The sequence below is a fragment of the Rathayibacter sp. AY2B9 genome (assembly GCF_002931595.1).
Lineage (GTDB): Bacteria > Actinomycetota > Actinomycetes > Actinomycetales > Microbacteriaceae > Rathayibacter.
In genome coordinates this window covers 33,170-59,570 of record NZ_PSUB01000002.1, presented here as the reverse complement: position 1 = coordinate 59,570, position 26,401 = coordinate 33,170, and the positions used below count along the sequence as shown (strand labels likewise).

Genomic DNA, 26,401 nt, shown 5'->3' with positions numbered 1-26,401 from the left:
GGGGCGGTGGCGCCGACGGGTCAGACGATGGCGGCGCGGAGGGCCGCGGCGGCCTCGCCGACGTCCGGGGCGCCGTAGATGGCCCCGCCCGCGACGGCCACGAGGGCGCCGGCGCGCTGCACCGACTCGATGGTGGCGGTGCTCACGCCGCCCGCGACCGAGAACGGCACGCCGGAGGACTCGCCGTCGCGCAGCAGGGTCTCGAAGGTGAAGCCCTCCTCCGCCTGCTCGTCCAGACCGGCGTGCATCTCGACGAACTCGGCGCCGAGGGCGACGACCTCGCGGGCGCGGGCGGCCTTGTCGGGCACGCCGATGAGGTCGACGACGACGCCCTTGCCGTGCTTCCTCCCGGCGGCGATCGCGCCGGCGATGGTGCTGTCGCCGGCGACGCCGAGGACCGTCACGAGGTCGGCGCCGGCCGCGAAGGCCATGTCGGCCTCGAGCTCGCCCGCGTCCATCGTCTTGAGGTCGGCGAAGACCGTCTTGTCGGGGTGCGCCTCCTTGATGGCGGTGATGGCGGAGAGGCCGGCGCTCTTGATGAGCGGGGTGCCCAGCTCGAGGATGTCGACGTGCGGGGCGGCGGCAGCGGCGAGCTCGAGGGCGGCGTCGGTGCTGAGGGTGTCCATGGCGAACTGGAGCTTCACGGGGTTCTTCTTCCTGTCGAGGTGGGGAGTCGGGTCATTCGAGGTTCGCGTGGCGCGGCCAGAGCTCGTCGGCGCTGTCGCCGCGGCGCTGCCAGAGCGCGTGGAACAGGGCGTCGCCGGTGAGCACGACGACCTGCTCGAAGAGCCCGCCGGAGTACTGCGCCGAGGCGGCCCCGGAGCGGTCGAGCTTGTCGGCGGCGGGCACGACCACCACGGCGGAGGCGAGCCCGGCCAGCGGGGAGTCGGCGGCGGTCGTGATCGCCGCGACCCGCGCTCCGGCGTCGACGGCGGCCTGCGCGGCGCGGACGATGCCCCCGGTGGTGCCGGAGCCGCTCGCGGTGAGCAGCACGTCGCCGCCGCGGATCGCCGGGGTCGTCACGTCGCCGACCACGTGCACGACGAGTCCGAGGTGCATGAGGCGCATGGCGGTCATCCGCAGGGCGAGGCCGGAGCGGCCGGCGCCGTGGACGAAGACGCGGTCGGCGCCGGCGAGCAGCTCGAGGACGGGCTCGAGCCGGTCGGTCGTCAGCGAGGCGGTCGCGGCGGACACCTCGGCGGCGATCACGGCGAGCGCCTCTGCGGGGTCGGTGGTGCGGTCGTCAGCGGGCATGGGTCCACAGTGCGCCCGGCGACCGGATCCGCGCGCCACCTGATCGAGGAGGTCCGCCTACCCGATCGGGTGGGCGGTGCCGCTCGCGGGTAGGACGGGTAGGTTCGGGGGATGGATCCCGCCGAGTCCCCCGCCTCCCGCACCCTGCTGCAGCAGCACGCCCGCACGGTGGCCGAGCAGGCCGACCGGCACGCGGTGGCGCTGGAGTCGGTGCTCGCCGCCCTGCGCGCCGAGCGCCTCGACGACCGTGCGGCCCGCACCGTCGCGATCGACATCGCCGCGAACGCCCTGGTCGAGCTGCGCACCGCCTCGGACGAGCAGCGCAGCGCGATGCTGGAGCCCGTCGTGGGCGCGTTCGCGCGGCTCCGGAGCGACCTGCGTCCGCTCGTGCGCTTCGGCGACCTCGACGTGCAGTTCGTCGAGCCGCCCGCCACCGGGCGCGCCCTCCCCGGCGAGGTGGCGCACGCCGCCCGCGCGATCGTGCGGAGCGCCGTGCTGGCCTTCGTGGAGTCGGAGCAGACGCGCCGGGTGCGGATCCAGTGGGACTGCGACGGGCTCAACCTGCTCATCGAGATCCGCGACGACGGCCGGGGCGAGCTGACGACCCGCGACGACGCCCTGCGCCCGATCGCCGAGCGCGTCCGCGGGCTCGACGGGGAGCTCTCGGTCGCGTCGACCGCGGGCTGGGGGTCGACCCTGTCGATCCGCCTCCCCCTCGATCCGCCGGCGCAGCCCGACGGGCTCGACCTCGCCGAGCTCAGCGCCCGCGAGCGGGAGGTGCTGAACCTGATCACGCTCGGCGCCTCGAACCAGCGGATCGCGGACGACCTCGGCATCAGCGGCAACACCGTGAAGTTCCACGTGTCGAACCTGCTGCGCAAGGCCGGGGCCCGCACCCGGGCGGAGCTGGCGGCGCTGGCGCGCTGATCGATCGGGGTGCCCCGCCCGGCAGCACGGCCCTGACAGACCCCCCGGATGCACGGACGGGCCGCGGCGGCCGCCGAGGGTCCCCCCTCTGTGGCGCCGCGGCCCGTCCGGCCGATCAGCGCGTCCCGATCACTCGCTCCGGAGCAGCCCGAAGCGGAACCGGCCGGAGCCGTCGAGCGTGTCGTCGATGCCCGAGATCGTGGAGGAGGCGATGACGGTCTCCGTGCCCTCGAGGAGCGGCACGGTGATCGCCTTCTCCGCCGCGAGGCGCTGCGCCTCCTCGATCGCCGCGGTGCGCTCGTCGCCGGGGGCCAGGCTCCGCTCGCGCAGCACGACCTCGTTGTAGGCGTCGTCCTTCACGGCGGCGCCGAGGATGGAGGGGGCCTCGTCGGTGCCGTAGAGCAGGTTCAGGTAGTTGTCCGAGTCCGGGTAGTCCGCGAACCAGCCCTGCTGGTAGAGCGGGTAGGAGGTCGACTTCTCCTTCACGTACTGCGTCCACTCCGTCGACTGCAGGTCGACCGTGAACAGCCCGCTGCGCTCGAGCTGGTTCTTGATGAGCGCGTACTCGTCCGAGGTGCTGGAGCCGTAGTGGTCGGTGTTGTACTGCAGCTTGAGATCGACGGGACCGGTGATCCCGGCCGCCTGGAGCGCGGCGGCGGCCTCGTCCGCGCTGGGACCGCCGCTCCCGTCGCCGAAGGCCTCCTCGTACGCCGGCGTCGATCCGGTCAGAGCGCTGGGGACGATCGAGTAGACCGGCGCGTAGGTGCCCTTGTAGACCTGGTCCGACAGCTCGTCGCGGTCGATCAGGTCGGCGACGGCGGTGCGGACGGCGAGCGCCTTGTCGGCGTCGGCCTCGGAGGTCGCGGAGCCGTAGGGCATGGTCTCGGGGTTGAAGACCAGGAAGCGCATCTCGGCACCGGGACCGGAGTGCACCGTCAGGCCCTCCTCGCCGCGGAGGTCCTCCGTGTCGGTCGCGTTCAGCGTGCGGTAGGCGACCGCGATCTCGCCGCGCTGGATGTCGAGCTTGAGGTTGCTCTCGTCCGCCTAGTAGCGGACGATCACGGACTCGTTGGCGGCGGCGCCGAGGAGGCCGTCGTAGGAGTCGTTGCGGGTGAGCTGCACGAGCGAGTTCAGCGTGTAGCTCGTGATGGAGTACTGCCCGTTGAAGGCGTCGCCGGCGACGATGTCGTCGTCGGTGGTGAGGGAGTCGGCCGAGAAGACGTCCTCGTCGACGATCGCGGCGGCGGGGCTGGTGAGGATCTGGGGCCAGAGGGCGTTGTCCGGGGTGGCCAGTGTGAAGACGACGGTGGAGTCGTCCTCCGCCTCGACCGAGACCATGTCCGAGAGCAGCGACGAGGGGCCGTTCGGAGCGGCGATCGCCACCTGGCGCTCGAAGGTGAAGACCACGTCCGAGGCGGTGAGCGGATTGCCGTTGGCGAAGGCGGCGTCCTCGCGCAGGGCGACGCGGTAGTGGGTCGGGTCGGTGAACTCGGCCGAGGCCGCGAGGTCCGGCACGGGATCCGTCGATCCGGGGGCGGAGGTCAGCAGCCAGGAGAAGACCTGGTTCTGCAGCGTCGCCGAGCCGAGGTCCCAGGAGCCGGCGGGATCCAGGGCGGTGACCTTGTCCGTGGTCCCCAGGAGGATCCCGGGGGGCGCCTGGGCGCCGGTGGTGCCCGGCGAGCAGGCGGTGAGGGCGACCGGCGTCGTGCCGTCGCGGTTCCGGCTACTCGAGCAGCTTGCCCGCGGTGGCGACCTCGCCGCTGATCAGCGCCTGGATCTCCTCCGGCACCGCGGGGATCTCCTCGCGCGTGATCCCCGCGGAGGGCGACCAGACGAGGTTCACCTGGAGGGCCGGGTCGATGTCCGGGTAGTCGCTGCGGTTGTGGCAGCCGCGGCTCTCCCGGCGCTCGAGCGCTGCGTCGAGGGTGGCCCGCGCGGCCATCGCGGCCGACTTGAGGTCGAAGGCGTGGGCGAGGTCCTGGAAGCCGGCGATGTCCGGGTGCACGCCGATGTCGGCGATGCGCGCCTCGATCGCGTCCAGCTCGGCGAGCCCGGCGAGCAGGCCCTCCTCGTCGCGGACGACTCCGGCGTGCTCGGTCATCGTGTTGCGGATCGCGCGCTGCAGAGCGCGGACGTTCTCGGTGCCGTCGGCCGCGAGCAGGCCGGCGATCTCGTCGCGGGCGACCTGAACGGACGCGGCCGAGCGCGTCTGGGCGGTCAGTGAGGCGGAGTACTCCGCCGCCGCCTGCCCGACGATCCGGCCGAACACCAGCAGCTCGATCAGCGAGTTGCCGCCGAGGCGGTTGGCGCCGTGCAGTCCGCTGGAGGCCTCTCCGATCGCGTAGAGCCCGGGGACGTCGGTGCTGTGGTCGTCCGAGCGCACCCAGACCCCGCCCATCGAGTAGTGCGCCGTGGGCGCGATCTCGATCGGGTCCTTCGTGATGTCGAGCATCTGCAGCTCGAGCATCGTCTGGTACACCCGCGGCAGCCGGGTCATGATCGTCTCGCGCGGCAGGTGCGAGACGTCGAGCCAGACCCCGCCGTTGGGCGTGCCGCGACCCTCCTTGATCTCGGTGTAGCAGGCGAGGGCGACGCGGTCGCGGGTCGAGAGCTCGAGGCGCTCGGCGTCGTACTTGCCCATGAAGCGCTCGCCGAGGCCGTTGCGGAGGATGCCGCCCTCGCCGCGCGCGGCCTCGGAGATCAGCGTGCCGGCCGCGTTCTCGGGCTCGATGATGCCCGACGGGTGGAACTGGACGAGCTCGGGGTCGCGCAGGCGGCCGCCGGCCTCGACGGCCAGGCGGAACGAGTCGCCCGTGTTCTCGTCGCGGCGGGAGGAGGTGCGGCGCCAGATGCGGTTGTGCCCGCCCGCGGCGAGGATCACCGCATCCGCGTGGATCAGGTAGCGGGTGCCGTCGACGAGGTCGAAGCCGTAGGCGCCGAACACGGCTCCGTCCTCGTTGACGAGGATGCGCGTGACGTACACGGTGTCCAGGATCGGGATCTCGAGCTGGGCGGCCCGGTTGACGAGCGTGCGCTGGATCTCGAGGCCGGTGTAGTCGCCCGCGAAGGCGGTCCGGCGGTAGGTGTGCGCGCCGAAGAAGCGCTGCGAGATGCGGCCGTCGCCCTCGCGGGCGAACGGCATGCCGTAGCGCTCGAGGTCCTGGATGCCGCGGGCGGCGTTGGAGGTGACGATCTCGACCGTGCGCGGGTTGGCGAGCTGGTAGGACTCGGTGATGGTGTCGGCCGCGTGCTGCTGCCAGCTGTCGTCGGGGTCCATCGTGGCGAGGGCGGCGTTGATGCCGCCGGCGGCGAGGGAGGTGTGCGCGTCCGACTTCGAGCGCTTGCCGAGCGCGAGGACGTCGACGCCCGCCTCGGCGAGCTCGATCGCGGCGCGCAGGCCCGATCCGCCGGTGCCGATGACGAGGACGGAGGTGGAGATCCGGCGCTCCGGTGCGGTGGTCTCTGAAGTGGTCATGCTTCCACGCTAGGCACGGCGCTTCGATTACTCCAATGCATAATGCTGGGCACAGCCATGCGCATAGGGTATGCATGTGGATCTCGAGCAGCTGACCGGATTCGTCGAGGTCGCCCGCCTCGGCAGCTTCACCCGCGCCGCCGAGGAGCTGCACCTCGCGCAGCCCTCGCTGAGCCGCCGGATCGCCGCGCTGGAGCAGGACCTCGGCTCCGAGCTCTTCCACCGGGCGCGTTCCGGCAGCACCCTCACACCGGCCGGCGAGCTGCTGCTGCCGCTCGCCCGGCGCATGCTCGCCGACGCCGGATCGGTGCGCCGCGAGCTGGCCGAGCTGGCCGGACTCGAGCGCGGCCGGGTGCGGTTCGGCGCGACGCCGACGCTCTGCATCAGCCTCGTCGCGGAGGTGCTGCACGCCTTCCACTCCGCGCATCCCGCCGTGGAGCTGCACCTCGCCGAGGACGGGTCGCGGAGCCTCTTCGACCGGCTGGCACGGGGCGAGCTCGACCTGGCGCTGGTGACGACCTCGACCGCGGCCGCTCCCGGCGCCTTCACGGTGACGCCGCTGCTCGTCGAGGAGCTCGTCGTGGTCTCCTCCGCCGCGGAGCCTCCCCTCGCCGCGACCGGCGCGCTCGACCTGGCGGCGGTCGCCCGCCTCCCGCAGATCGTCTTCAACTCCAGCTACGACCTGCGCCGCACGACCGACGCCGCGTTCGCCGCCGCGGGCCTGGAGCCGGACGTGGTGCTGGAGGGCGCCGAGATGGACGCGGTTCTGCGCTTCGCCGAGCGGGGCCTCGGCGTCGCGATCGTCCCGGCGATGGTGCTGCAGGGGCGCCCGGGCCTGCGCTCGATCCGCCTCGAGGAGCCGACGCTCGAGAAGCCCACGCTGACCCGGACGATCAGCCTCGCGCGCCCGGCGGACCTCGCGCCGACCGCCGCGGCGCGGGTCATGCAGGGCACCGTCGCGGCGACCGCCCGCGCCTTCGCCGCCCAGGCCGGCGGCACGATGCGCCTGGCCGGCGCCCGCTGACCGAGCTGGGGTCTCGAGGCGCCGCTGCTCGACCAGCAGTACGGCGAACATGCTGATCGAGCGGCCCCGGAGGGGCGCATCGAGATCCCCGCACGCGCAGGAGCGCCCCCGGCCCCGCTGGGCCGGGGGCGCTCCCCGGTGGTTCAGCCGTGCGCTACGAGCACGGGCGCGCCGCGTACGGAGCGCTCACCTCCGTCTCGACGGGGGCGCCGTTCATCGTGGCCGTGGCCTCGACGGTCACCGCACCGGCGGGCAGGTTCGCCTGACGGGTGGTGAAGGCGTGCGACACGGTCTTGCCGGGCGCCACCGAGGTGAACGACTTCGTGCCGGACGTCGACGTGAAGGTCACGCCGACGGGGACGTCGGAGCCGTTGCTCGCCTGGACGGTGACGATCGCCTTGCCCGCGATGCAGCGGGTCGCCGCGCTCGCCGTGATGTCGAGCGCCGGAGCAGCCTCGCCCTCGGTGAAGGCGAAGGTGTCGAGCTCGAACAGGTCGCCCGAGGGTCCGGAGTAGCTGAAGTACACGTCGTGCACTCCCGTCGCTCCGGTCAGCGCGGCGCTGACGTCGGTCCACTCACCGGTCGTCCCGTTCACCGCGACGGTGCCCGCGACGGGCCCGGTCTCGGAGTCGAGGCGGACGGTGACGGTGCCGCCGGCCTGCAGCGCCTTGGCCTTCGCGGTGAACGTCGCGGCTCCGGTGTCCCCGAAGTCGACGGCCGACAGCGCGGTCCAGTCGCCGTTGTCGAGGTCCTTCAGCACGAGGTTCTGGGTCGCGCCCGCGGCGGGGGTGCCGAGCGGCGCCGTCGCGATGCCCTTGCTCCAGCCGATGGTCTCGGCCGGGAAGGTGCGGTACGGATCGAAGTCCTTCACCTGGTCGACGCCCTTGTAGTCGCCGACCACCTGCTGCACCGTGCCGTCGGCGTTGAACTGCAGCTCCTGGATGTGCGGGCTGCGGTACCCCTGGGTGGTGTCGCCGTTGATCCGCTTGTTGAGCGTCGGCGCGTGGTAGGTGAAGTAGTACTTGCCGCCCAGCTCGAAGACCGACTGGTGGTTGTTGCCGCCGGTGCCGGCTCCGAAGAAGCGGCTCTGGTTCGGGAACATCACGCCGGCGTAGTTCTCCTTGGGCCAGGACATCGGGTCGTCCGAGATCATGTAGCCGATCTCACCGCCGCCCGGGTAGCCGGGCTCGCGGGTCTGGTTGCCGCCGAAGTCGTTGCCGCCGAAGTGGGACGAGTACGAGAGGTAGTACTTGTCCTGGCGCTTGAACACCTGGGCCGCCTCGAACGCGACGGGCGCGTCCACGACGGCCGAGGTGCCCTGGGTCGAGATCATGTCGTCGCCGAGCTCGATCACGCGGATGTTCTTCGGGTTGTTGAAGCGCTCGGCCGCGGGGAGCGCGGTCGAGGCGGGTCCGCCTCCGAAGAACAGGTAGCCCTGGCCGTCGTCGTCGACGAGCGGTGCCGGGTCGAACTTCCACGCGACCGCCTCGGCGCCCGGGGTGGACGCGTTGATGAGCGTGGAGGTGCGCTGGCTGGTCCACGGGCCCACCGGCGAGTCGCCGGTGATCACGTTGCTGGAGCCGCCGCCGTTGGCGTAGTAGAGGAAGTACTTGTCGACGCCGTTCACGGTCTTCTTCGCCATGCCGGGAGCCCACGAGTTGCCGGTGTAGGGCGCGACTCCGGTGGAGCCGGCGACCTGGATCTCGCCGTGGTCGGTCCAGTTGACGAGGTCGTCCGAGGAGATCACGGTGATCTGGTTGATCTTGCCGTAGTCGATGCCCGCCGAGACGCCCGTGGCGGGGTTCGGAGCGTAGCCCTGGGTGTCGTTCGTCATGTACATGTACACGCGGCCGTTCTCGACGAAGCCGAAGCCGTCGGCGCCGAATTTCCAGCCCATGAGCGGGTTGTGGTCGCCCGGGATCTTGCCCACGACCTCGATGGTGCGCGAGGCGGGCGCGGGCGGCGCCGCTCCGACCAGCGAGACGTCGTCGAGCTTGTAGTCCATGAGGTGCGTCTCGGGCGCGGCCGACGGAGTCGCGGTCCACGGCGTCTCGAAGAAGAGGCGCGCGGTGGCGACGCTCTGCCCGGCGGGGATGGTGAACGATCCGTTGATCGTCGCCCACTGCCCCTTCGTGGCGGTGACGCTCGCGAGGTTCGTGTAGGTGCCTCCGCCGTAGTGCATGGTGGCGAAGAACTGCTTGGTCGCGGGGCTCGCGGCGTTCTCGTACTTGATCTGCGCCTTGACCTGGTAGGTCTGGCCGGCGACGACCTTGCCGCTGAGGTCCTGCATGGCGCCCGCGCCGGTGGTCGTGCGGCCGGTGACGAGCGCTGCGGCGGTGCCGGTGCGCGCATCCGTGGTCGTCGCGATGGTGCCGGCGTCGGCGGCGTTGCCGTTGTTGACGAACCAGCTGCTGATGCCGCTCTCGAAGCCGCCGTTGACGATGAGCTCCGCCTCAGCGGCGGACGAGGTCTGGGCGGCGAAGGGGGCCACCAGGAGCGCGGTCAGCGCGGCCGTGGCCAGCAGCCTCAGCCGCAACCGCCCCTTCGGAGCGGCTTCTCGTTGTGGTGATCTCACGGATCCTCCTTGATCGTGTCGTGCAGGAGATCGTCGGCGACGGGTGCCGCTGACGCGTTCGGGGGCGGGGGCGGCCGCGCGGGCCGCCCCCGGAGTGCTCAGCCGCAGGACGCGGCCGGATGGGGCGCTCTCACCGTGGTCGTCACCGGCTCGCCGTCGAGGGTGGCGGTCGCGGTCACGACCACCTCGGCGGCGGGGACCGAGGCCGCCCGCGTGGTGAAGGCGTGGCTCGTCGTGGCGCCGGGTGCGAGCGCGGCGACCGTCTTCGTGCCGGATGTGCTCTCCATCCGGAGGGCGACGGGCACGTCGTCGGCGTTGGTCGCCCGCACGGTCACGACGACCTTCCCGGCGATGCAGCGGGTCGCGGCGGCGGCGGTCACGTCGAGCGACGCCTCCTTCAGCGTCCCGAGGCGGGCCAGCTGGTAGCTGAGCGCGCGCTCCGGGGCGTCGATCTGGTTCTGCGTTCCCGCGGTGCCGACCGCCTGCGCCTTCGCGAGGACCGACTGGAGGTCGGACCAGGCGTCGGCCGGGTAGTCGTCGGAGCGGAGCGTCGCCGCGTGGGCGACGGCCGCGTCGAGCTGCGAGCGGTCGAGCGCCTTCCCCTCCGAGGAGAGGGTGTCGCTCAGGAGGAACTCGTCGACGTCGACGTGGCCGCCGGCGGTCTTCGTCGCGTAGCTGAACAGCCCGAGGCGGTGGCCCATGAAGTGCGTGAGCTGACCGTCGAGGGTCTGCGGGCCGACGCGACTGCCGAGCTTCGTCCAGCTCGTCCCGTCGAGGCTGTACGAGAACGTCGTCCAGAGCTGTCCGGCCGGAGCCGAGAGCTCGAGATCGGCCTTCAGGCGCACCTGCGAGGCGTCGCCGAGGGCGGCGGTGGTGCCGGGGAGGAAGGACTCCACGGCCGCCTGGTCGAACGTGGTCGCGAACGGCTGACTGCGGTTCACGACGCCGACGGTGGTGACGCCGTCCACGCGCTTGACCGCGACGTAGGAGAAGCCGCGGTTGTAGGCCGCGAGGCCGGCGACGTCGCCGTCCTTCATCCCGGAGACGTCGAACGCCGCCTCCGCCGACTGCTTCGGAGCCACGATGCGTTGGGAGAGCGTGTTGCGCGCCTCCTCCAGGTACGTCATCTCGGGCGAGCCCGAGAGACGCGTGTGCGCGGCCGTTCCGCTGAGCACCTTCCCGTTGGTGAGGCGGAGCCAGCCCTCGCGCTCGGTCAGCGACCAGTAGCGGTTGTCGGGGGCGTGGTTCCACTGCCAGGGGAGGGCGAGGGTCGAGCCGTTCGGCTCGATCTCGGCGGCCGTCGGGCGCTCGAGGGTGGGAGCGGCGCCGACGAGCGAGACGTCGTCGAGCAGGTACTCGGTGCTCGAGGACGCCGGCTGCGGATTGCCCCACGGCGTCTCGACGGCGAACTTCACGCTGCCGACGTTCGCGGTCTCGGGCACCGTGTAGGTCCCCGTGATCGTCGTCCACTGCCCCTGCGTGACGGCGGCGGAGGCCATCGTCACGGGTCCCGCGCCGAAGTCGGCGCAGAGGTTGAAGCGGACCGACGCGGGGCCGGTCGTGTACTTCACCTTCGCGGACACGGTGTAGGTCACGCCGCGCTGCAGCTTGTTCGCGAGCACCTGGCTCGGGCCTGAGCCGTTGAGCGTGCGGGTGCCCACGCGGAGCGCGGCGGTGCCGGACGCCGGGTCGGTCGTGTCGGCCGACAGCGTCGCGCCGAACTGGCCTGCCCACGGCGCCGTCCCCGACTCCGCTCCCGGGTTCTGGAGCAGCTGCACGCCGAGCAGCGACGCGTCGTAGGAGGGCGCGGGCGGGATCGTCCACGACTCGTCCTGGTAGGCCTTCGCCGGGGCGTCGTTGTCGAAGTCGTCCGAGACGACGATGCTCTTCTGCCGCTCGAACAGCTCCTCCTCGGGGCTGAGGCGGATCGGCTTCGGGAAGCTCCCGCCCACCGGCACCGAGCCGTTCGTCCCGAACGTCGGCCAGCCGTCCTTCCACGTCGCCGGGATGAGCCCGGGGATGCGGCCGGTCGGGAAGCTGTCGCGGAAGAACATGCCGTGCCAGGCGGTCGAGCCGTCCTCCTTCGCGATCGGCACGAGGCTCCCCTGGGCGAACCCGCTGGAGTTCAGCACGCCCTTGCCCTCGTAGGGGTTGCTGCCGTCGGCGGTCGCGTAGCGGCCCAGCAGCTCGGACGAGCGGAACAGCGCCACCTGGCGGCCCTGGCCCGAGGGCCAGGTGATGATGACGATGTAGTACTGCCCGTCGATGTACTGCACCTGCGCGCCCTCGAACAGGCCGCCGAGGTAGCCGGCTCCCGGGTAGTCCGAGGTGCGGAGGATGTTCGGGTACTCGGCGACGACGGTCGTCAGGTCCTCGCTCAGCTTCACGGCGCTGGTGGATCCGGAGCCGTAGAAGATGTACGGCGTGCCGCCGTCCGCGTCGTCGAAGAAGAGCGACGGGTCGTGGAAGGCGCGGCCGAGGGCCGTGCGGGTCCAGGCTCCGTCCTCGATGTCGTCGGTCGAGTAGAGGTAGGAGCCGCCGAGGTTGTTGGTGTTGAAGACCGCGTAGTAGCGGCCGTCGTGGTACCGGAGCGACGAGGCCCACTGGCCGTTGCCGTAGGAGTTCTGCCCGTTCCGGAGCGAGAAGCGGTCGCCGATCTCGAGCCGGTCGAAGACGTAGTTGACGATCTCCCAGTTGACGAGGTCGTAGGACTTCATGATCGGGGCGCCCGGGCTGAGGTGCATCGTGGTGCTGATCATGTAGTAGATGTCGCGGCCCTCGTCGTTCTCGGCCGCGGGCACGCGCTCGACGCTGACGTCGGGCACGTCGGCGTTCAGCAGCGGCACGGAGTAGGTGCCGTCGCCGCGGTCCGTCGACGTGTAGGAGGCCTTCGGCGACCAGGCGCCGGCCGCGGTCGCCGGAGCCGCGCCGGAGGCGAGCAGGCCCGCCGCGAGGAGGGCGCCGATCGCCGTGGAGGCGACTGCGCGCATCGGGGTCATTCGAACAGCGACAGCGTCAGGACGGAGGAGTAGTCGCCGGGGGCGACGTCGGCCTCGGTCTTCAGGGTGAGGCCCGCGGACACGGTCCAGGACCCGTCCGTCGCGGTCTCCTGCGAGTCGAGCGACAGCGCGAGCAGCTCCTGGTCGAACAGGCCCACGGCGTCGGCGCCCTCGTCGAGGATCGTGTCGACCGGGTCGCCCTCGGACACGAGGCCCGACTCGCCGCCGTCCACGAGGACCGGCGTCCAGCCGAGGTGGTCGGAGGAGATGTCCTCCTGGTCCGCGTCGCCGGTGAAGGCGCTCGCCGAGCCGAGGACGTACCAGCCGGCTCCGGCCGGGATCTCGTCGACGGTCCGGGTGTCCGTCACGGTCACGTCGGGCAGCTGCCCCGTGAAGGCGCGCACGGTCGGGGTGGAGCCCTCCTCGGCGAGCGTGGCGGAGGTGCCGTCGATCGACATCGAGAGGGCGCCGGGCTGCTCCAGCTCCTCGATGCTGACGTTCACGTCGACGTCGTCGGAGCCGTACTCGGTGTCGGCGGCCGCGGCCGCGGCGGCGACGCCGGACAGGAGCAGGCAGCCGGCGAGAGCGGCGCCCGAGCGGACGAGCCAGAGGGGTCGGGGGGTGCGTCGCGTGGACATGGTGTTCCTCACTCGATCGGCATCGTCACCGATCAGGTCGAGCGCCGGACGGCGCGGAGTGGTGGCGCGGCCCGAGGCCGCGAGAGGACGGAGCGCGGCGCAGCCCGAGGGGCGTTCGGCCGCGCCTGGAGCGCAGGACGCGCGGAGAGCGGCGGACGGCTCGTGCGCGGCGGCTTCCACAGCGTGGCCACGCGAGCTCCAGCTCTCGACCCCCTCAGCACTGAGGGGAGAAAGGCTGCCCGATACTCGTCTCTCTCGACTGCTGAGCTTTCCCTCAGCTAGTCTTGCGGGCAATGTTACCGGGAACATTCCCGATTGCAAGGACGTGTTCTCAACCGTCCGGAGCAGCGCAGCGAGGCGATCACCGCGTTCCGCCGCGGCCGGGCGGGGACGGCGGGAGGGGACGAGGATGTCCGCAGGGGCGGCGACGGCGGAGGCCGAGCAGGAGGTCGTGACGACGGAGTGCGCGGAGCGCTCAGGCGTCATCGGCGTGCTCCTGGGCGACTTCGAGCCGTTCGGCACGGAGGTGCTGCAGGGAGTGGCGACGGCGCTCCGGGGGACCCGGTTCGACCTCCTCGCCGGCAGCGGGGCGAGCCGCCGGGGCCGGGCGGGATGGGAGCAGGAGTCCCTGCGGCGCCTCACCGAGGCGCACGTAGCGGGAGCGATCCTGGTGACTCCCTCCGGCGTGATCCCCCCGTCGGACCTGCCGCTCGTCGTCGTGGATCCGCTGACCGCGCAGACCGAGCTGCACTCGGTGGCGACCGACGACTTCGGCGGAGCGCAGCTGGCGACCAGCCACCTGATCGGGCTCGGCCACCGCCGCATCGGCTTCGTCGCGGGCCGCCCCGACCTGGAGTCGTCGCACCGGCGCGGCGCCGGCTACCAGCGGGCGCTCGCGGACGCCGGCCTCCCCTACGACCCCGCGCTCGTACGGGTCGGCTACTACCGGCACGACCCCTCCCTCGCCGCCGCCCACGAGCTGCTGCTGCTGCCCGACCGCCCGACGGCGGTCCTCGCCGCGAACGACGCCTCCGCCATCGCCGTGATCGAGGCGGCCCGGGCGCTGGGCCTCTCGGTGCCGGGGCAGCTTTCGGTCGTGGGCTACGACGACGTGCCCGACGCCTCCCGGGTGGTCCCCGCGCTCACGACGGTGAGGCAGCCGCTGCACCGCGTGGGGCGCGCGGCCGCCCGGGCGCTCCTGACGCTGATCGACGGCGGGAGCGTGGCCGAGCAGCACGTGCGGCTGCGCAACAAGCTCGTGCTCCGCGGGTCGACGGCGCCTCCCGCCGAGGGCCCGCCGTCCGGCTGACTCCTCCCCCTCCCCCAGCCGGCGGGAATACGCTCGGCGCATGAACCAGCAGCGCACTCCGGTCACGGTCACGGTCACGGGAGCCGGAGGCGCCATCGGCTACGCGCTCCTTTTCCGCATCGCCTCGGGTCAGCTCCTCGGGCCGGACGTCCCCGTCCGCCTGAACCTGCTCGAGATCCCCTCCGGCCTCCGCGCGGCCGCGGGCACGGCGCTCGAGCTGCAGGACGGCGCCTTCCCCCTCCTCCGCGGGATCGAGGCGACGGACGACCCGGCCGCCGCGTTCGACGGCGCGAGCGTCGCCCTCCTCGTGGGCGCCCGGCCGCGCAGCGCGGGCATGGAGCGCGCCGACCTGCTCGCCGCGAACGCGGGCATCTTCGGACCTCAGGGTGCCGCGCTGAACGCGCACGCCGCCTCCGACATCCGCGTGCTGGTCGTCGGCAACCCGGCCAACACCAACGCCTGGATCGCGCGGCGCAGCGCCCCGGACATCCCCGCCGGCCGCTTCACCGCGATGACGCGACTCGACCACAACCGGGCGGTCGCGCAGCTCGCCGCGAAGCTCGACGCCCCCGTCGACGCGATCGAGGGCGTCGCGATCTGGGGCAACCACTCCGCCTCGCAGTACCCCGACGCGACGCACGCCACCGTCGGCGGACGGCCGGTGCCCGAGCTGGTCGACGCCGAGTGGCTGCACACGGAGTTCGAGCCGCGGGTCGCCAAGCGCGGCGCCGAGATCATCGAGGTCCGCGGAGCCTCCTCGGCCGCGTCCGCCGCCTCCGCCGCGATCGACCACGTGCGCGACTGGGTCGACGGCACGTCGTGGACCTCGGCCGCCGTCGAGTCGGACGGCTCCTACGGGGTGGAGGAGGGGCTGATCTCCTCGTTCCCGGTCCGCTCCGTCGACGGCGAGTGGCGGATCGTCGAGGCGCTCGAGATCGACGCGCACTCCCGCGCGCGGATCGACGAGTCCGTGCTCGAGCTGCGCGCCGAGCGCGACCAGGCGCTGGCGTTCCTCGCGTCCTGACGCGCCCCTCCCCGTCCTGTCGCCACGGGATGCCACTCCGGTACGCCTCGCGCGACGTGTCGCGTACCGGAGCGGCATCTCGAGGAGGGGCTCAGCGGCGCTTCTCCGGAGTGGGGAGGGCGCCGGAGGCGCGGGCGGCCTCGTACCAGGCGTGCGCCTCCTCCTGGCGCTCCGCCTCGGCGCCGGTCGCGATCGCCGCGCGCACGTGCTCGGGCCCGTAGCCGAACGACGCGACCAGGTCGGCGGCGTGCGGGCGGATGCGCGCGAGCAGGCGGTCGATGTAGGACGTCACCGCGACCGCTCGCTGCGACGACAGGCGCCCGTGGATGAGGTACCAGTCGAGGTGCTTCTCGATCAGGCCTAGGCCGAACAGGTCGCGGAGCCAGGTGAGGACGGTGCGCGTGCCCGCGTCCTCGACGCCGGCGAGCGCCTCCGTGAACGCCTCCCACTGCAGCAGCTCGGCGTGCGCGCGCGCCGCCTCGATGAGCTCGCTCTGGTGTGCGTTGAACAGGCGGGCCGCCTCGTCGGAGGGCAGCTTCGACGCCGGGCGCAGCCGTGAGGCGATCCCCGCGACCATGCTCTCGACGCGGCCGGTGAGCAGCTCGCGCTGGTCCTCCCGCAGCTGGCCGACCGAGCGGGCCGTCGATCCGCGATCGGCGACCACCTGGGCCAGACGGCGCAGACCCGAGTTGTCGACGGTCGCCCCCGCGACCTGCGAGGCGGCGTAGCGCGCCAGCTCCGCGGGCTGGGCGCCCTTGAAGCGGCGGCCGACGTCGGTCAGGAGCCGCTTGGCGACCAGCTGGAGGAGCACGGTGTTGTCGCCCTCGAAGGTCGCGTACACGTCGAGGTCGGCGCGCAGCTGCGTGAGCCGGTTCTCCGCGAGGAAGCCCGCGCCTCCGCAGGCCTCGCGCGCCTCCTGCAGCGTGTCGAGAGCGTGCCAGGTCGAGAGCGCCTTCAGCCCCGCGGCGAGGGTCTCGAGGTCCTGCCGCGACTGCTCGGTGTCGTTCGCGCCGGAGAACACCTCGTCGAACGCCGTCAGCAGCTTCTCGTGCGCGAAGGCGGCGGCGTAGGTGGTGGCCAGGCGCGGCAGGAGGCGGCGCTGGTGCCGCTGGTAGTCGAGCAGCACCTCCTCCCGCTCGCCGCCGCCGGTGAACTGGCGGCGCTGATCGCCGTAGGTGACGGCGACCGTCAGCGCGATCTTCGCCGCGGCGACCGAGGCTCCGTCGAGCGAGACACGGCCCTGCACGAGCGTGCCGAGCATGGTGAAGAAGCGGCGGCCCGGGCTCGCGATCGGCGAGGAGTAGGTGCCGTCGGCGGCGACGTCGCCGTAGCGGTTCAGCAGGTTCTCGCGCGGGACGCGGACGCCGTCGAAGTGGAGGCGGCCGTTGTCGATCCCGTTCAGACCGCCCTTGAGGCCGTCGTCCTCCCCGCCGACGCCGGGCAGGAACGCGCCCTGCTCGTCGCGGATCGGGACGAAGAAGGCGTGGACGCCGTGGTTCACGCCCCGGGTGACCAGCTGCGCGAAGACGACCGCCGCGCGCCCGTCCACCGCCGCGTTGCCGAGGTAGTCCTTCCAGGCCGCGCGGAACGGCGTCCGCAGCACGAACTCGCCGTCCTCGTAGGTGGCGGTCGTGGCGATCGACGCGACGTCGGAGCCGTGCCCGGTCTCGGTCATCGCGAAGGCGCCCGGGATCTCGAGGCTCATGATCCCCGGCAGCCACTTCTCGTGGTGCGGGCGCGTGCCCAGGTGCAGGACCGCGGCGCCGAAGAGCCCCCACTGCACGCCGGACTTGATCTGCAGCGAGGGGTCGGCGGTGACCAGCTCCTCGAAGCCGGCGATGTTGCCGCCGTGGTCGGCCTCGCCGCCGAGGTCGACCGGGAAGGCGCGGTGCACGCCGCCCTCGGCCGCGAGCACGCGCATCTGCTCCGAGACGCGGAGGCGGTGCTCCTTCATCGGGAGGCCGTCGGTGCGGTGCAGCTCGGGGCGGGCGGTCAGGGCGCGGCTGGCGAGGCGCTGCTCGCGCCAGGCGCCGAGCAGGGTCTCGCCGAGGGCGGCGACGTCGACGGAGGGGGCGCCGTCCTCGTCCAGGCGCGCGTCGACCTCGGAGCCGAGGGAGTCCACCGGCGGCGTGGGCGCGATGGAGCCCGAGCGGGAGCGCCGGGCCCGCGTGCGCCCGGTGGCCGCCCGGTCGGCGGCGTCGGCGGCGGAGCGGGGGTGGGGAGCGGTGCTGACCATGGTGTTCGTGTCCCTTCGACCGTCTGCGGTTCGGGCCGCTCCCGGTGCGTCGTGCGCCGACGGGCGCGGCAGCGGAGGCGGTCCTCGCACGGTAGGTCGCGCGGCGGCGCGGCGGAAACGTTCCGTCGCCCGGGCACAAACGGCGCCGGGCGGAGGAGGAAGCGCGTTGTCGGAACCGACCAGGCGGGGGCGGGGCGCCTCGTCTGCGCGCTGGACGGGCTGTCCCTGCCGACAGGAGCGGAGGAGGGGGCGGCTCGTCCGTGTGCTGAACGGGCTGTCCCTACGGGCTGCTTCTGCGGAGGAGGGACGCCGCACCGGAGGCCGCCTCGCTAGTCTCTCGGCATGAGCGAGCCGCCGCTGCCTCCCCCTCCGCCCGCCCGACAGCCGGCGGCCGGGCCGCCCGCGGACGTCGCGGCAGCGCCTCCCCGGACTCCGGGTGCGCCGCCCTCGGACGTCGCGGCAGCGCCTCCCGGGCCTCCGGCCGCGCCGGGATCCGGGGTGCCGCATCGCCGTCCGGTCCGCGTCTGGGATCTGGTGCTGACGATCGTGCTGATCCTCGTGGCCTCCGCGGTGACGCTGCTGCTGTCGTTCTTCGGGCTGTTCTTCGCGATGGCCAGCGACTCGTGCGGCGGATCGAACGCCTGCGACATCGGCCTGATCGAGGGCGGGATGGTCCTCGCCGCGGGAGGAGTGTGGGTCCCGTTCGTCGCGGCGCTGGTCGTCTCGATCGTGCTGCTGGTGCGGCGGCGCATCGCGTTCTGGGTGCCGGTGGCGGGTCTCGCGGCGTCGTTCTGCTGCACGCTGCTCGGCGGGTGGATGGCGTCGACGGGCGCGGGCGGCTGAGGGCGCCCGCCGGCGCCTCGGACCGAGGACGCTCGCGTCGCTGACGAGATGGGCCCGATCGCCGACGCGGACGCCGGAACACGATCGCCCGCGCCGGCGCCCGCCTCCGTCGCGGGCGGTGAACCGCGCGCCTCAGCGACGGATCAGTAGCTGTCCCAGCCGGGCTCCCAGTCGGGCTCGTCCGGCGGCACCCAGTCGTCCTCCGGCGGCTGAGCGGCGGACACCGGCGGACCGGACGACTCGCGGCCGAACGAGGGCTTCGCCCCTTGTGAGCGGGACGACCCGCCACGGGCGGCCGGCGCGCGGCGGGGAGCGGGAGCCTCCTCACCGGGTTCCGGGACGGCGATCTCGGGGCTCTCCCCCGCGACGACGGCGAGCACGGCCTCGCCGTAGGTGAGCAGCTTCTTCTGGCCGACGCCGCCGATGATGCTGAGCGCGTCCATCGTCGCCGGCTCGGCGGTCGCGATCTCGCGGAGGGTCGCGTCGTTGAAGACGATGTAGGCCGGGACCGCCTGCGCGCGGGCCTGCGCGGCGCGCCACTCCCGGAGCCGCTCGAACAGCGGCTGAGCCTCGCCCGACAACTCGGCGACCGTGGACCGCCCGGAGCGGGAGGATCCGCTGGAGCGGGCCGGCTTCTCCGGCTCCTGTCGCAGCTCGACCTTCCGCTCGCCGCCGAGGACGGAGCCGGACGCGGGCGTGAGCACGAGCGTGCCGAAGCCGTCGTCGTTCACGCCGAGAAGGCCCTGCGCGAGGAGCTGGCGGGCGACTCCGCGCCACTGGGTGTCGCTGAGCTCGGCGCCGATGCCCCAGGTGGCGAGGCCGTCGTGCTGGTGCTGGGTGGTGCGCGGCGTGGTCTTGCCGCGGAGGACGTCGATGATGTGTCCGGCGCCGAACTGCTGATTGCGCTCGCGCTTGAGGCGGACGACCGTCGACAGGAACTTCTGCGCCGCGACCGTGCCGTCCCAGGAGGCGGGCGGCTCGAGGCAGGTGTCGCAGTTGCCGCAGGCGGTGCTCTCCTGGCCGAAGTAGGCGAGCAGGTTCACCCGGCGGCACTGGACCGTCTCGGAGAGCGCGAGCATCGCGTCCAGGTGCGCGGACATCCGCCGACGGTGCGCCAGGTCTCCCGGCGACTCGTCGATCATCCGGCGCTGCTGCACCACGTCCTGCAGGCCGTAGGCGAGCCAGGCGGTGGACGGCAGTCCGTCGCGGCCGGCGCGACCCGTCTCCTGGTAGTAGCCCTCGACCGACTTGGGCAGGTCGATGTGCGCGACGAACCGCACGTCCGGCTTGTCGATCCCCATGCCGAAGGCGATGGTCGCGCAGACGATGACGCCCTCCTCGCGGAGGAACCGCGACTGGGCGGCGGCGCGCACCCGCGAGTCGAGGCCCGCGTGGTACGCGACGGCGTCGAAGCCCGCCGAGCGCAGCGCCTCGGCCGTCGCCTCGACGCTCTTGCGGGAGAGGGCGTAGACGATGCCCGCGTCGTGCGCGTGCTCGCGCCGCAGGAAGTCGATCAGCTGCTTGCGCGGCTCGACCTTGTTGACGATCCGGTACTGGATGTTCGGGCGGTCGAAGCTCGAGACGAAGTGGCGGGCGGCGCCGAGGTGCAGGCGCGACGTGATCTCGCGGTGCGTCGCCTCGGTGGCGGTCGCGGTGAGGGCGATGCGCGGGACGTCGGGCCAGCGCTCGGCGAGCTCGCCCAGTGCGAGGTAGTCGGGGCGGAAGTCGTGGCCCCACTGGCTGACGCAGTGGGCCTCGTCGATCGCGAAGAGGGCGATCCGGCCGCGGGCGAGGAACTGCTTCATGCCCTCGTTGCCCAGGCGCTCCGGAGCGACGTAGAGCAGGTCGAGCTCGCCGTCGAGGTAGGCGCGCTCGACGCGGCTGCGCTCGCCCGCGTCCTGGGTGGAGTTGAGGAACTCGGCGCGGACGCCGTTCGCGCGGAGGGCGTCGACCTGGTCCTGCATCAGCGCGATGAGCGGGGACACGACCACGCCGGTGCCGGGGCGCACGATGGCGGGGATCTGGTAGCAGAGCGACTTGCCGCCGCCGGTGGGCATGAGGACGACGGCGTCGCCGCCTCCGATGACCTGCTCGACGATGGCCTGCTGCTCGCCGCGGAAGGAGCCGTAGCCGAAGACCTTCTCGAGGATCGCCTGCGCCTCGGAGGATCCGGAGCCCGCAGCGCCGCTCGCCGCGTCGCTCCGGACGCCGCCGCGGGACTCCGCCGGGGGGTCGGCAAGCGGCGGGGCGGGGAGGGCTGTCGAGGTGGGCTCTGTCACCCGGGGAACTCTACCCGCCGCCTCCGACGCCGCCCCGGGGGTGCGGGGAACTGTGGAGAAGGGCCGCAGGGAGCGAGCTGGGGAGGCGGCTGCGGGGAGGTCGGGGGTCTTCTGCGGCGCCCGGATCAGAGGTCGGTGAGGGTGCGGGTGTCGCCGTCCCAGAAGCGGACGCCCGCGAGGCCGACGGTGAACGGCTCGCCGAGGAGGGGGACGGCGTCGCCGAGCTGCTCGGCGCGGAGGCGGCGAGAGACGCTGATGTGCGGCGTCCAGGCGTCCGGGAGCGAGGTGTCGACGCCGCCCGGCACGAGGCGCGTGGCCCGGTCGTGCAGAGCGTCGAGGGCGGGCGAGCGGACCACTCCCCAGGCGAGGACGAAGCGCCCGGCGTGCGGGAAGAGGAGGACGGCACCGAGGTCGGCCGTCGCCGGAAGCGGACCGAGCGCGCCCGGCTCCGGGGCGGTCAGCTCGGGCCCGGCGACCAGGGTGAGGTGCGGGCGGTTGCTGGCGGACGTGTGCAGCGCGAGGCTCGGGATGCCGGCCGCCTCGAGCGCCTCCCACTGGCTGCGGACGCGAGCCTCCGACTCCGGATCGAGGAGGACTTCGAGGCTGCGCATGTCCACATTCTGCCGCGGGCAATGTGTGCTGGCTTTCGCGGACGCGCGGCCACTCGCGGGTGCGCGCGATCCTCGCCGGCTCCCGCGAGTGTGCAGGAGTCGTCGCACTCGCAAGCACGCAGGAGTTGTCGCACTCGCCCTCGACTGCGACGACTCTTGGAGACTCGACGCTCGTCCACTCGAGCGACCCTCGAGTGCTCAGAAGTCATCGTGCTCGCGCTCGACTGCGACGACTCTTGAGTACTCGGCACTCGGCGCTCGGCGCTCCCGCGAGTGTGCAGGAGTCGTCGCACTCGAGCTCGAGTGCGACGACTTCCGCGCACTCGCGGGGGCGGGGAGCGGGGCGGAGACGGGCAGCGGGCGGGCACCGCCCACCCGCGCCCCGCCACCCGCGTCAGCCGATCGTCACGAGGGCGGCGAACAGCTCCGGCGCTCGGCGGTCGACGATCCGACCGCCGACGCGGATGCCGACCAGCGCGAAGACGGTGCCCAGCACGAGGGCGGCCGCCAGTCCGATCAGGCCGAAGGCCGGGTCGCCGCCGATGAGCGAGATCGCGCCGAGGACGATCGACGGGAGCGCCAGCAGGCCGGTCGCGGCCATGCTCCCCAGCATCACGACGCTCGAGATCATCCCGGAGCCCGGCGGCGTCTTCAGCGGGCTGTCCCCCGGCCCGGGCACGGGGTAGACGACGAGCGACGAGGCGACGCTCGACACTCCGAACCCGCTGAGCACGAGGGCCAGCGCCATGCCCAGCACGGCCGGGATCGCGTCGGCGCGTCCCGCGTACAGCGCGGTGCCCACCGCCACGACGACGACCGCAGGGATGCCGATGATCGCGGCGGCGACGACGCGACCGGCGCGGTCGGCCGACCCCGTCACTCCGGAGCTGACGTGCGCCGCCCAGGCGGTGCCGTCGTACGACACGTCGGCGCAGAGGGTCACGCCGAAGATCAGGCCGACGAGCACGGCCGAGAGCAGCACGAAGGTGTCGCCCCCGCTGCCGATCGCGGAGTAGAAGACCGCGAGGACGACGACGGCGGGGATGACGAGGAGCCCGCGGCTGTAGCGCGGGTCGCGCCACCAGTAGCCGAGGGCACGCGCGGCGACGGCGCCGGTCGGGGTGCCGGGGAAGCGCCCGAACAGGCCGAGGCCCGCGGATCCGGAGGCGGAGTGCGCGCCGGACGCGGCGGGCTCCGCGAGCGCGTGCCGCAGCGCCCGGGCCCACGCCCAGACGAGGACGGCCAGCGTCGCGAGCCCGATCAGCAGGCGCGCGATCGCCGCGACCCAGTCGCCCGCGACGACGGATCCGGGGACGGCCCAGATCGCGCCGAGCGGCGACCAGCCGAGGGCGCCCGCGATCACGGGCAGGACGTCCAGGCCGTCGCGGATCACGTTCGTCAGGCCGAAGAAGAGCGGTCCGAGCAGGATGACGACGACGAGCACGACGCCGCCGATCACCTCGCGGTAGCGGCGGCTCGAGCCCAGGCCCGTGGTGAGCGCGCCGATCAGGCGGGACGCGAACACGCAGGTCGCGACGCCGATCACCGCGGCGACGAGGCCGGGCAGGATGCCGATCGGACGGCTCCACCAGGCGGCGGCGGAGGCGAGCGCCCCGAGCGTGGTCACCACGCCGGGGATGCCCGCGAGGCCCGCGGCGGCGAGCCCGAGGAGGAGGGTCCGCAGCGGGATCGGGAACGTCGCGAGGGTGGGCAGGTCGAGGCTCTGGTCGGAGCCGGACAGGAAGATCGGCCCGAGCACCCAGCCGAGGATCAGAGCGGATCCGCCGAGGACGATCGCGACGTTCGCGAACGCCGGGTCCGTGCCTCCGAGCGCGACCAGGCCGGCCGCGACCAGGCCGAGCACCGCGATCGCGTAGAGACCGCCGAGGATCACGCCGATCAGCTGCCACACGTTCCGCGTCAGCGAGTTGCGGAGCAGGAGCAGCCGCAGCCTCAGGAGATGCGCAACCATGCCGGTCCCTCCTGGTGGGTGCGGCCGCCGACCAGCTCGACGAAGCGCTCCTCGAGGCTGGAGCCGGCGCGGACCTCCTCGAGGGTGCCGGAGGCGAGCACGCGGCCGTCGGCGATGACGGCGACGCGGTCGCACATCCGCTCGACGAGGTCCATGGAGTGGGACGAGACGATGACCGTGCCGCCCGACGCGACGAAGCCGGTGAGGATGTCGCGGATGTTCGCCGCCGAGACCGGGTCGACCGACTCGAACGGCTCGTCGAGCACCAGGAGGCGCGGGGCGCGCACGAGCGCGCAGGCGAGCGCGATCTTCTTGGTCATGCCCGCGGAGTAGTCCACGACGAGCGTGCGGTCGGCCGGATCGAGGCCGAGCAGGGCGAGGAGGTCGTCGGTCCGCTCGACGACGACGGAGCGCTCGAGCCCGCAGAGCAGGCCGTAGTAGGTGACGAGCTGGAGACCGGTGAGGCGGTCGAACAGCTTGACGCCGTCGGCGAGGACGCCGATCAGCCGCTTCGCCTCGAGGGTGTCCTTCCAGACGTCGACCTCGTGGATCGTGACGATGCCGCTGTCGGGGCGGAGCAGGGCCGTGGCCATCGAGAGGGTCGTCGTCTTGCCCGCGCCGTTGGGGCCGACGAGCCCGAAGAAGGAGCCGGCGGGGACGTCGAGGTCGATGTCCTTCACGGCCTCCTTGTCGCCGAAGCGCTTGCGGAGGCCGCGGATCCGCAGGGCGACCTCGCCGTGGCGGCCGGAGGCCTCGGGGGCGGCCCACGCGGGGGTCGCGGAGTCGGTGTGCGCGGAGTCGGTGCCGTCGGCGGCGGTGCGCGCGGCGGGGCTCTCGGTGTCCGTGCCGTCCTGGGGAATGCCGGGGGGCGTCGTCCCGTCCATGTGTGTCCCTTCCGGGCCGCGGTGGGCGGCCGCTCCTCCACCCTAGGCAGGCGCTGCGGTCGGGGCATCCGTCCCGCGATGGAGTCGCGCGGAACGTGCCGGTGCGGCCCCGGCAGCTCGACGGGGCGGGGCGGGAGCACGGCCGCCTACGCTGGCCCCATGCCCACGCTCCTCCTCGTCCGGCACGGACGCACCACCGCGAACACCGCGGGGATCCTCGCCGGACGCACCGCCGGAGTGCGGCTCGACGACGTCGGACGCACGCAGGCGGCGCGCACCGGGGAGCGGCTGGCGGCGGTCGAGCTCGCGACCGTGGTGTCGAGCCCGCTCGAGCGGTGCCGGCAGACCACGCGCTTCGTCCTCGAGCGGCAGACGGGATCGCCGGCGACGGTGATCGACAAGGGCATCACCGAGTGCGACTACGGCGACTGGTCGGGGCGCTCGCTGCGGGATCTCGCGACGGAGCCGCTCTGGGCGACGGTGCAGAACCAGCCCTCCGCGGTGGTGTTCCCCGGCGGCGAGGGGATGCTCGCGATGCAGGCCCGGGCCGTGTCCGCGATCCGCCGGCACGACGCGGCGGTGGCGGAGGAGCACGGGGCCGGCGCGGTGTGGGCGGCGGTCAGCCACGGAGACACGATCAAGGCGATCCTCGCGGACGCGCTCGGCATGCACCTCGACCTGTTCCAGAGGCTCAGCGTCGGACCGGCGTCGGTGTCGATCATCCGCTACGGCGCGGGGCGGCCCGAGGTCGTCTCGATGAACACGGACGCCGGGGACCTGGGCTGGCTGCGGAAGGCGGCCCCCGTGGCGGACGCCGCCGTGGGGGGCGGGGCGGGGCACGAGTAGGCGGGGTTCCGGAGGGCCGCTTCAGGGCTCGATCGAGCGGCAGGGATGCGGGTGCTCGGCGGCTGCGGATCTCGATGCGTCCGCTTCGCGGAGGGCTCGGTCAGCAGAAGAGACGGCGACTCGATCAGCAGGCCGCCCGAGCCCGACGCGCGCAGCCACTGCGGAGGCGGGCGCTCGTAGACTGAGGGCATGCCTCCGATCGTGCACGGATTCGACTGGCCCGATCGCGTCGTCGTGGGGACCGTCGGCTCACCCGGCTCGCGCTCCTTCTACCTCCAGGCCAAGACCGGGCCCCGCGTGGTCAGCGTCGGCCTCGAGAAGCAGCAGTCGGCCCTCCTCGCCGAGAAGATCGACGAGATCCTCGACCAGCTGATGACCGCCCAGGGCAACCCGGTCAGCGTCCCCGCCGGCACTCCCCCGGAGCTCGTCGACAACGACCCGCTCGACCAGCCCGTGGAGCCCGAGTTCCGCGTCGGCGGTCTCAGCCTCGGCTGGGACCCGTCCACCGCGCAGATCGTGATCGAGGCCTACCCGCTGACCGAGGCGGAGGACGACTCCGAGGAGGAGCCCGAGCCCACCGAGATGCTGCAGGTGAAGATCCCGGTCGGCACGGCGCGCGCCTTCGCGAAGCGCACCCTCGAGGTCGTCGGCGCCGGACGTCCGCTCTGCCCCCGCTGCGGCGAGCCGATGGATCCCGACGGGCACGACTGCCCGCTCGCATGAGCGACCCGGGCGGGCTCGACGGCGAGCTGGAGCTGGCCGGCCGGATCACGATCGCCTCGAACGCGACGTTCCTCGCGCAGCTCGGCGAGACGTCCGTCGTCTACAAGCCGATCTCGGGCGAGAAGCCGCTGTGGGACTTCCCGGACGGCGTGCTCGCGGGCCGCGAGGTCGCCGCGTACCTCGTCTCGGAGGCGCTCGGCTGGAACGTGGTGCCGCGCACGTGGCTCCGCGACGGTCCGCTCGGGCCGGGCATGGTCCAGCTCTGGCAGGACATCGATCCGGACCAGGACGCGGTCGACCTGGTGCCCGCCGACGCCGTGCCCGACGGATGGCGGCACGTCCTCGACGGCAGCGACGAGGAGGACCGCGACATCTCCCTCGTGCACGAGGACTCGACGGCGCTGCGCCGGATGGCCGTGTTCGACGTGGTCGCCAACAACGCGGACCGGAAGGGCGGGCACGTGCTCGCGCTGCCCGACGGCCACCGCTACGGCGTCGACCACGGCCTCACCTTCCACTCCGAGCACAAGCTGCGCACGGTCCTCTGGGGCTGGATCGGCGAACCGCTGCTCGAGGAGGAGCTGACGGCGCTGGCGCTCCTGCGCGCGCAGATCGACGGACCGCTCGGCGAGGCGCTCTCGGAGCTGCTCACCGAGGACGAGGTCGCCGCGTTCGCGAAGCGCTGCGAGCGGCTCGGCTCCTTCGGACGCTTCCCGGGCCCGCGGGGCGGGATGCCCGCGGTGCCCTGGCCGCTGTTCTGAGCCGGGCGCGGTCGGAACTCA

Annotated in this window: 19 protein-coding genes and 1 pseudogene; 8 read left to right on the top strand and 12 right to left on the bottom strand. The window is 73.2% G+C overall.

Features of this window, described 5'->3' with window-relative positions; translation table 11 throughout:
* Positions 1 to 20: 20 nt before the first annotated feature.
* Together hxlA and hxlB are read right to left on the bottom strand one after the other, a co-directional pair.
* The gene (hxlA, locus tag C5C25_RS02950) at positions 21 to 644 is read right to left on the bottom strand and encodes a 3-hexulose-6-phosphate synthase (RefSeq protein ID WP_104224387.1); all 624 of its coding nucleotides are present in this window, start codon (positions 642 to 644) and stop codon (positions 21 to 23) included.
* A gap of 34 nt (positions 645 to 678) precedes the next feature.
* Positions 679 to 1,254, bottom strand: coding sequence for a 6-phospho-3-hexuloisomerase (gene hxlB / locus C5C25_RS02945; RefSeq protein WP_104249685.1), 576 nt, complete (start codon positions 1,252 to 1,254; stop codon positions 679 to 681).
* 111 nt (positions 1,255 to 1,365) lie between these two features.
* On the opposite strand from hxlB, the gene C5C25_RS02940 reads away from it, so the two are divergent.
* On the top strand, positions 1,366 to 2,181 hold the full coding sequence (locus tag C5C25_RS02940; RefSeq protein WP_104239653.1) for a response regulator transcription factor family protein: 816 nt from the start codon (positions 1,366 to 1,368) through the stop codon (positions 2,179 to 2,181).
* A gap of 129 nt (positions 2,182 to 2,310) precedes the next feature.
* Here the strand turns inward: C5C25_RS02940 and C5C25_RS16735 are convergent.
* Positions 2,311 to 3,696: pseudogene (locus C5C25_RS16735) on the bottom strand (ABC transporter substrate-binding protein).
* Positions 3,697 to 3,904: 208 nt separating this feature from the next.
* On the bottom strand, positions 3,905 to 5,656 hold the full coding sequence (locus C5C25_RS02925) for an L-aspartate oxidase (RefSeq protein WP_104249682.1): 1,752 nt from the start codon (positions 5,654 to 5,656) through the stop codon (positions 3,905 to 3,907).
* A gap of 70 nt (positions 5,657 to 5,726) precedes the next feature.
* Between C5C25_RS02925 and C5C25_RS02920 the strand changes: the two genes are divergently transcribed.
* Positions 5,727 to 6,680 (top strand): LysR family transcriptional regulator, encoded by a 954-nt coding sequence (locus C5C25_RS02920; RefSeq protein ID WP_104249681.1) that lies wholly within the window; start codon positions 5,727 to 5,729, stop codon positions 6,678 to 6,680.
* Between the two features lie 154 nt (positions 6,681 to 6,834).
* Here the strand turns inward: C5C25_RS02920 and C5C25_RS02915 are convergent, their stop codons facing one another.
* The 3 genes from C5C25_RS02915 to C5C25_RS02905 form a co-directional block, all read right to left on the bottom strand.
* Positions 6,835 to 9,255 carry a family 43 glycosylhydrolase gene (locus C5C25_RS02915; protein ID WP_219812141.1) on the bottom strand — a complete coding sequence of 807 codons (2,421 nt, stop codon included), beginning with the start codon at positions 9,253 to 9,255 and terminating at the stop codon, positions 6,835 to 6,837.
* Positions 9,256 to 9,353: 98 nt separating this feature from the next.
* Positions 9,354 to 12,245 (bottom strand): family 43 glycosylhydrolase, encoded by a 2,892-nt coding sequence (locus C5C25_RS02910; protein ID WP_258069320.1) that lies wholly within the window; start codon positions 12,243 to 12,245, stop codon positions 9,354 to 9,356.
* 5 nt (positions 12,246 to 12,250) lie between these two features.
* Positions 12,251 to 12,892 (bottom strand): hypothetical protein, encoded by a 642-nt coding sequence (locus C5C25_RS02905; protein ID WP_104233676.1) that lies wholly within the window; start codon positions 12,890 to 12,892, stop codon positions 12,251 to 12,253.
* Between the two features lie 409 nt (positions 12,893 to 13,301).
* Between C5C25_RS02905 and C5C25_RS02900 the strand changes: the two genes are divergently transcribed.
* Complete coding sequence (locus tag C5C25_RS02900) at positions 13,302 to 14,201, top strand: LacI family DNA-binding transcriptional regulator (protein WP_104224380.1); 900 nt, start codon at positions 13,302 to 13,304, stop codon at positions 14,199 to 14,201.
* 40 nt (positions 14,202 to 14,241) lie between these two features.
* Complete coding sequence (locus tag C5C25_RS02895; protein ID WP_104249679.1) at positions 14,242 to 15,225, top strand: malate dehydrogenase; 984 nt, start codon at positions 14,242 to 14,244, stop codon at positions 15,223 to 15,225.
* A 91-nt stretch (positions 15,226 to 15,316) separates the two neighbouring features.
* Here C5C25_RS02895 and C5C25_RS02890 read toward each other — a convergent pair whose 3' ends face one another.
* A complete protein-coding gene (locus C5C25_RS02890) occupies positions 15,317 to 17,461 on the bottom strand; it encodes an acyl-CoA dehydrogenase (protein WP_104249678.1) in 2,145 nt (714 codons plus the stop codon).
* A gap of 342 nt (positions 17,462 to 17,803) precedes the next feature.
* Between C5C25_RS02890 and C5C25_RS02885 the strand changes: the two genes are divergently transcribed.
* Positions 17,804 to 18,304, top strand: coding sequence for a DUF6264 family protein (locus C5C25_RS02885; RefSeq protein ID WP_219814373.1), 501 nt, complete (start codon positions 17,804 to 17,806; stop codon positions 18,302 to 18,304).
* A gap of 143 nt (positions 18,305 to 18,447) precedes the next feature.
* Here C5C25_RS02885 and recQ read toward each other — a convergent pair whose 3' ends face one another.
* The 4 genes from recQ to C5C25_RS02865 all read right to left on the bottom strand — a co-directional run bounded on the left by recQ (position 18,448) and on the right by C5C25_RS02865 (position 24,050).
* Positions 18,448 to 20,583, bottom strand: coding sequence for a DNA helicase RecQ (recQ, locus tag C5C25_RS02880; protein ID WP_104249676.1), 2,136 nt, complete (start codon positions 20,581 to 20,583; stop codon positions 18,448 to 18,450).
* Positions 20,584 to 20,708: 125 nt separating this feature from the next.
* Complete coding sequence (locus C5C25_RS02875) at positions 20,709 to 21,194, bottom strand: 2'-5' RNA ligase family protein (protein WP_104226039.1); 486 nt, start codon at positions 21,192 to 21,194, stop codon at positions 20,709 to 20,711.
* Between the two features lie 394 nt (positions 21,195 to 21,588).
* The gene (locus C5C25_RS02870; protein WP_104249675.1) at positions 21,589 to 23,166 is read right to left on the bottom strand and encodes a transporter; all 1,578 of its coding nucleotides are present in this window, start codon (positions 23,164 to 23,166) and stop codon (positions 21,589 to 21,591) included.
* A complete protein-coding gene (locus tag C5C25_RS02865) occupies positions 23,148 to 24,050 on the bottom strand; it encodes an ABC transporter ATP-binding protein (protein WP_104249674.1) in 903 nt (300 codons plus the stop codon). Before C5C25_RS02865 ends, C5C25_RS02870 begins: the two co-directional genes overlap by 19 nt.
* Positions 24,051 to 24,209: 159 nt before the next feature.
* On the opposite strand from C5C25_RS02865, the gene C5C25_RS02860 reads away from it, so the two are divergent.
* The 3 genes from C5C25_RS02860 (at position 24,210) to C5C25_RS02850 (ending at position 26,380) form a co-directional block, all read left to right on the top strand.
* Positions 24,210 to 24,896, top strand: a complete 687-nt coding sequence (locus C5C25_RS02860; protein ID WP_104238837.1) for a histidine phosphatase family protein — start codon at positions 24,210 to 24,212, stop codon at positions 24,894 to 24,896.
* A gap of 189 nt (positions 24,897 to 25,085) precedes the next feature.
* Complete coding sequence (locus tag C5C25_RS02855) at positions 25,086 to 25,619, top strand: DUF3090 domain-containing protein (protein ID WP_104225051.1); 534 nt, start codon at positions 25,086 to 25,088, stop codon at positions 25,617 to 25,619.
* On the top strand, positions 25,616 to 26,380 hold the full coding sequence (locus tag C5C25_RS02850; protein WP_104226043.1) for an SCO1664 family protein: 765 nt from the start codon (positions 25,616 to 25,618) through the stop codon (positions 26,378 to 26,380). Before C5C25_RS02855 ends, C5C25_RS02850 begins: the two co-directional genes overlap by 4 nt.
* Positions 26,381 to 26,401: the final 21 nt, after the last annotated feature.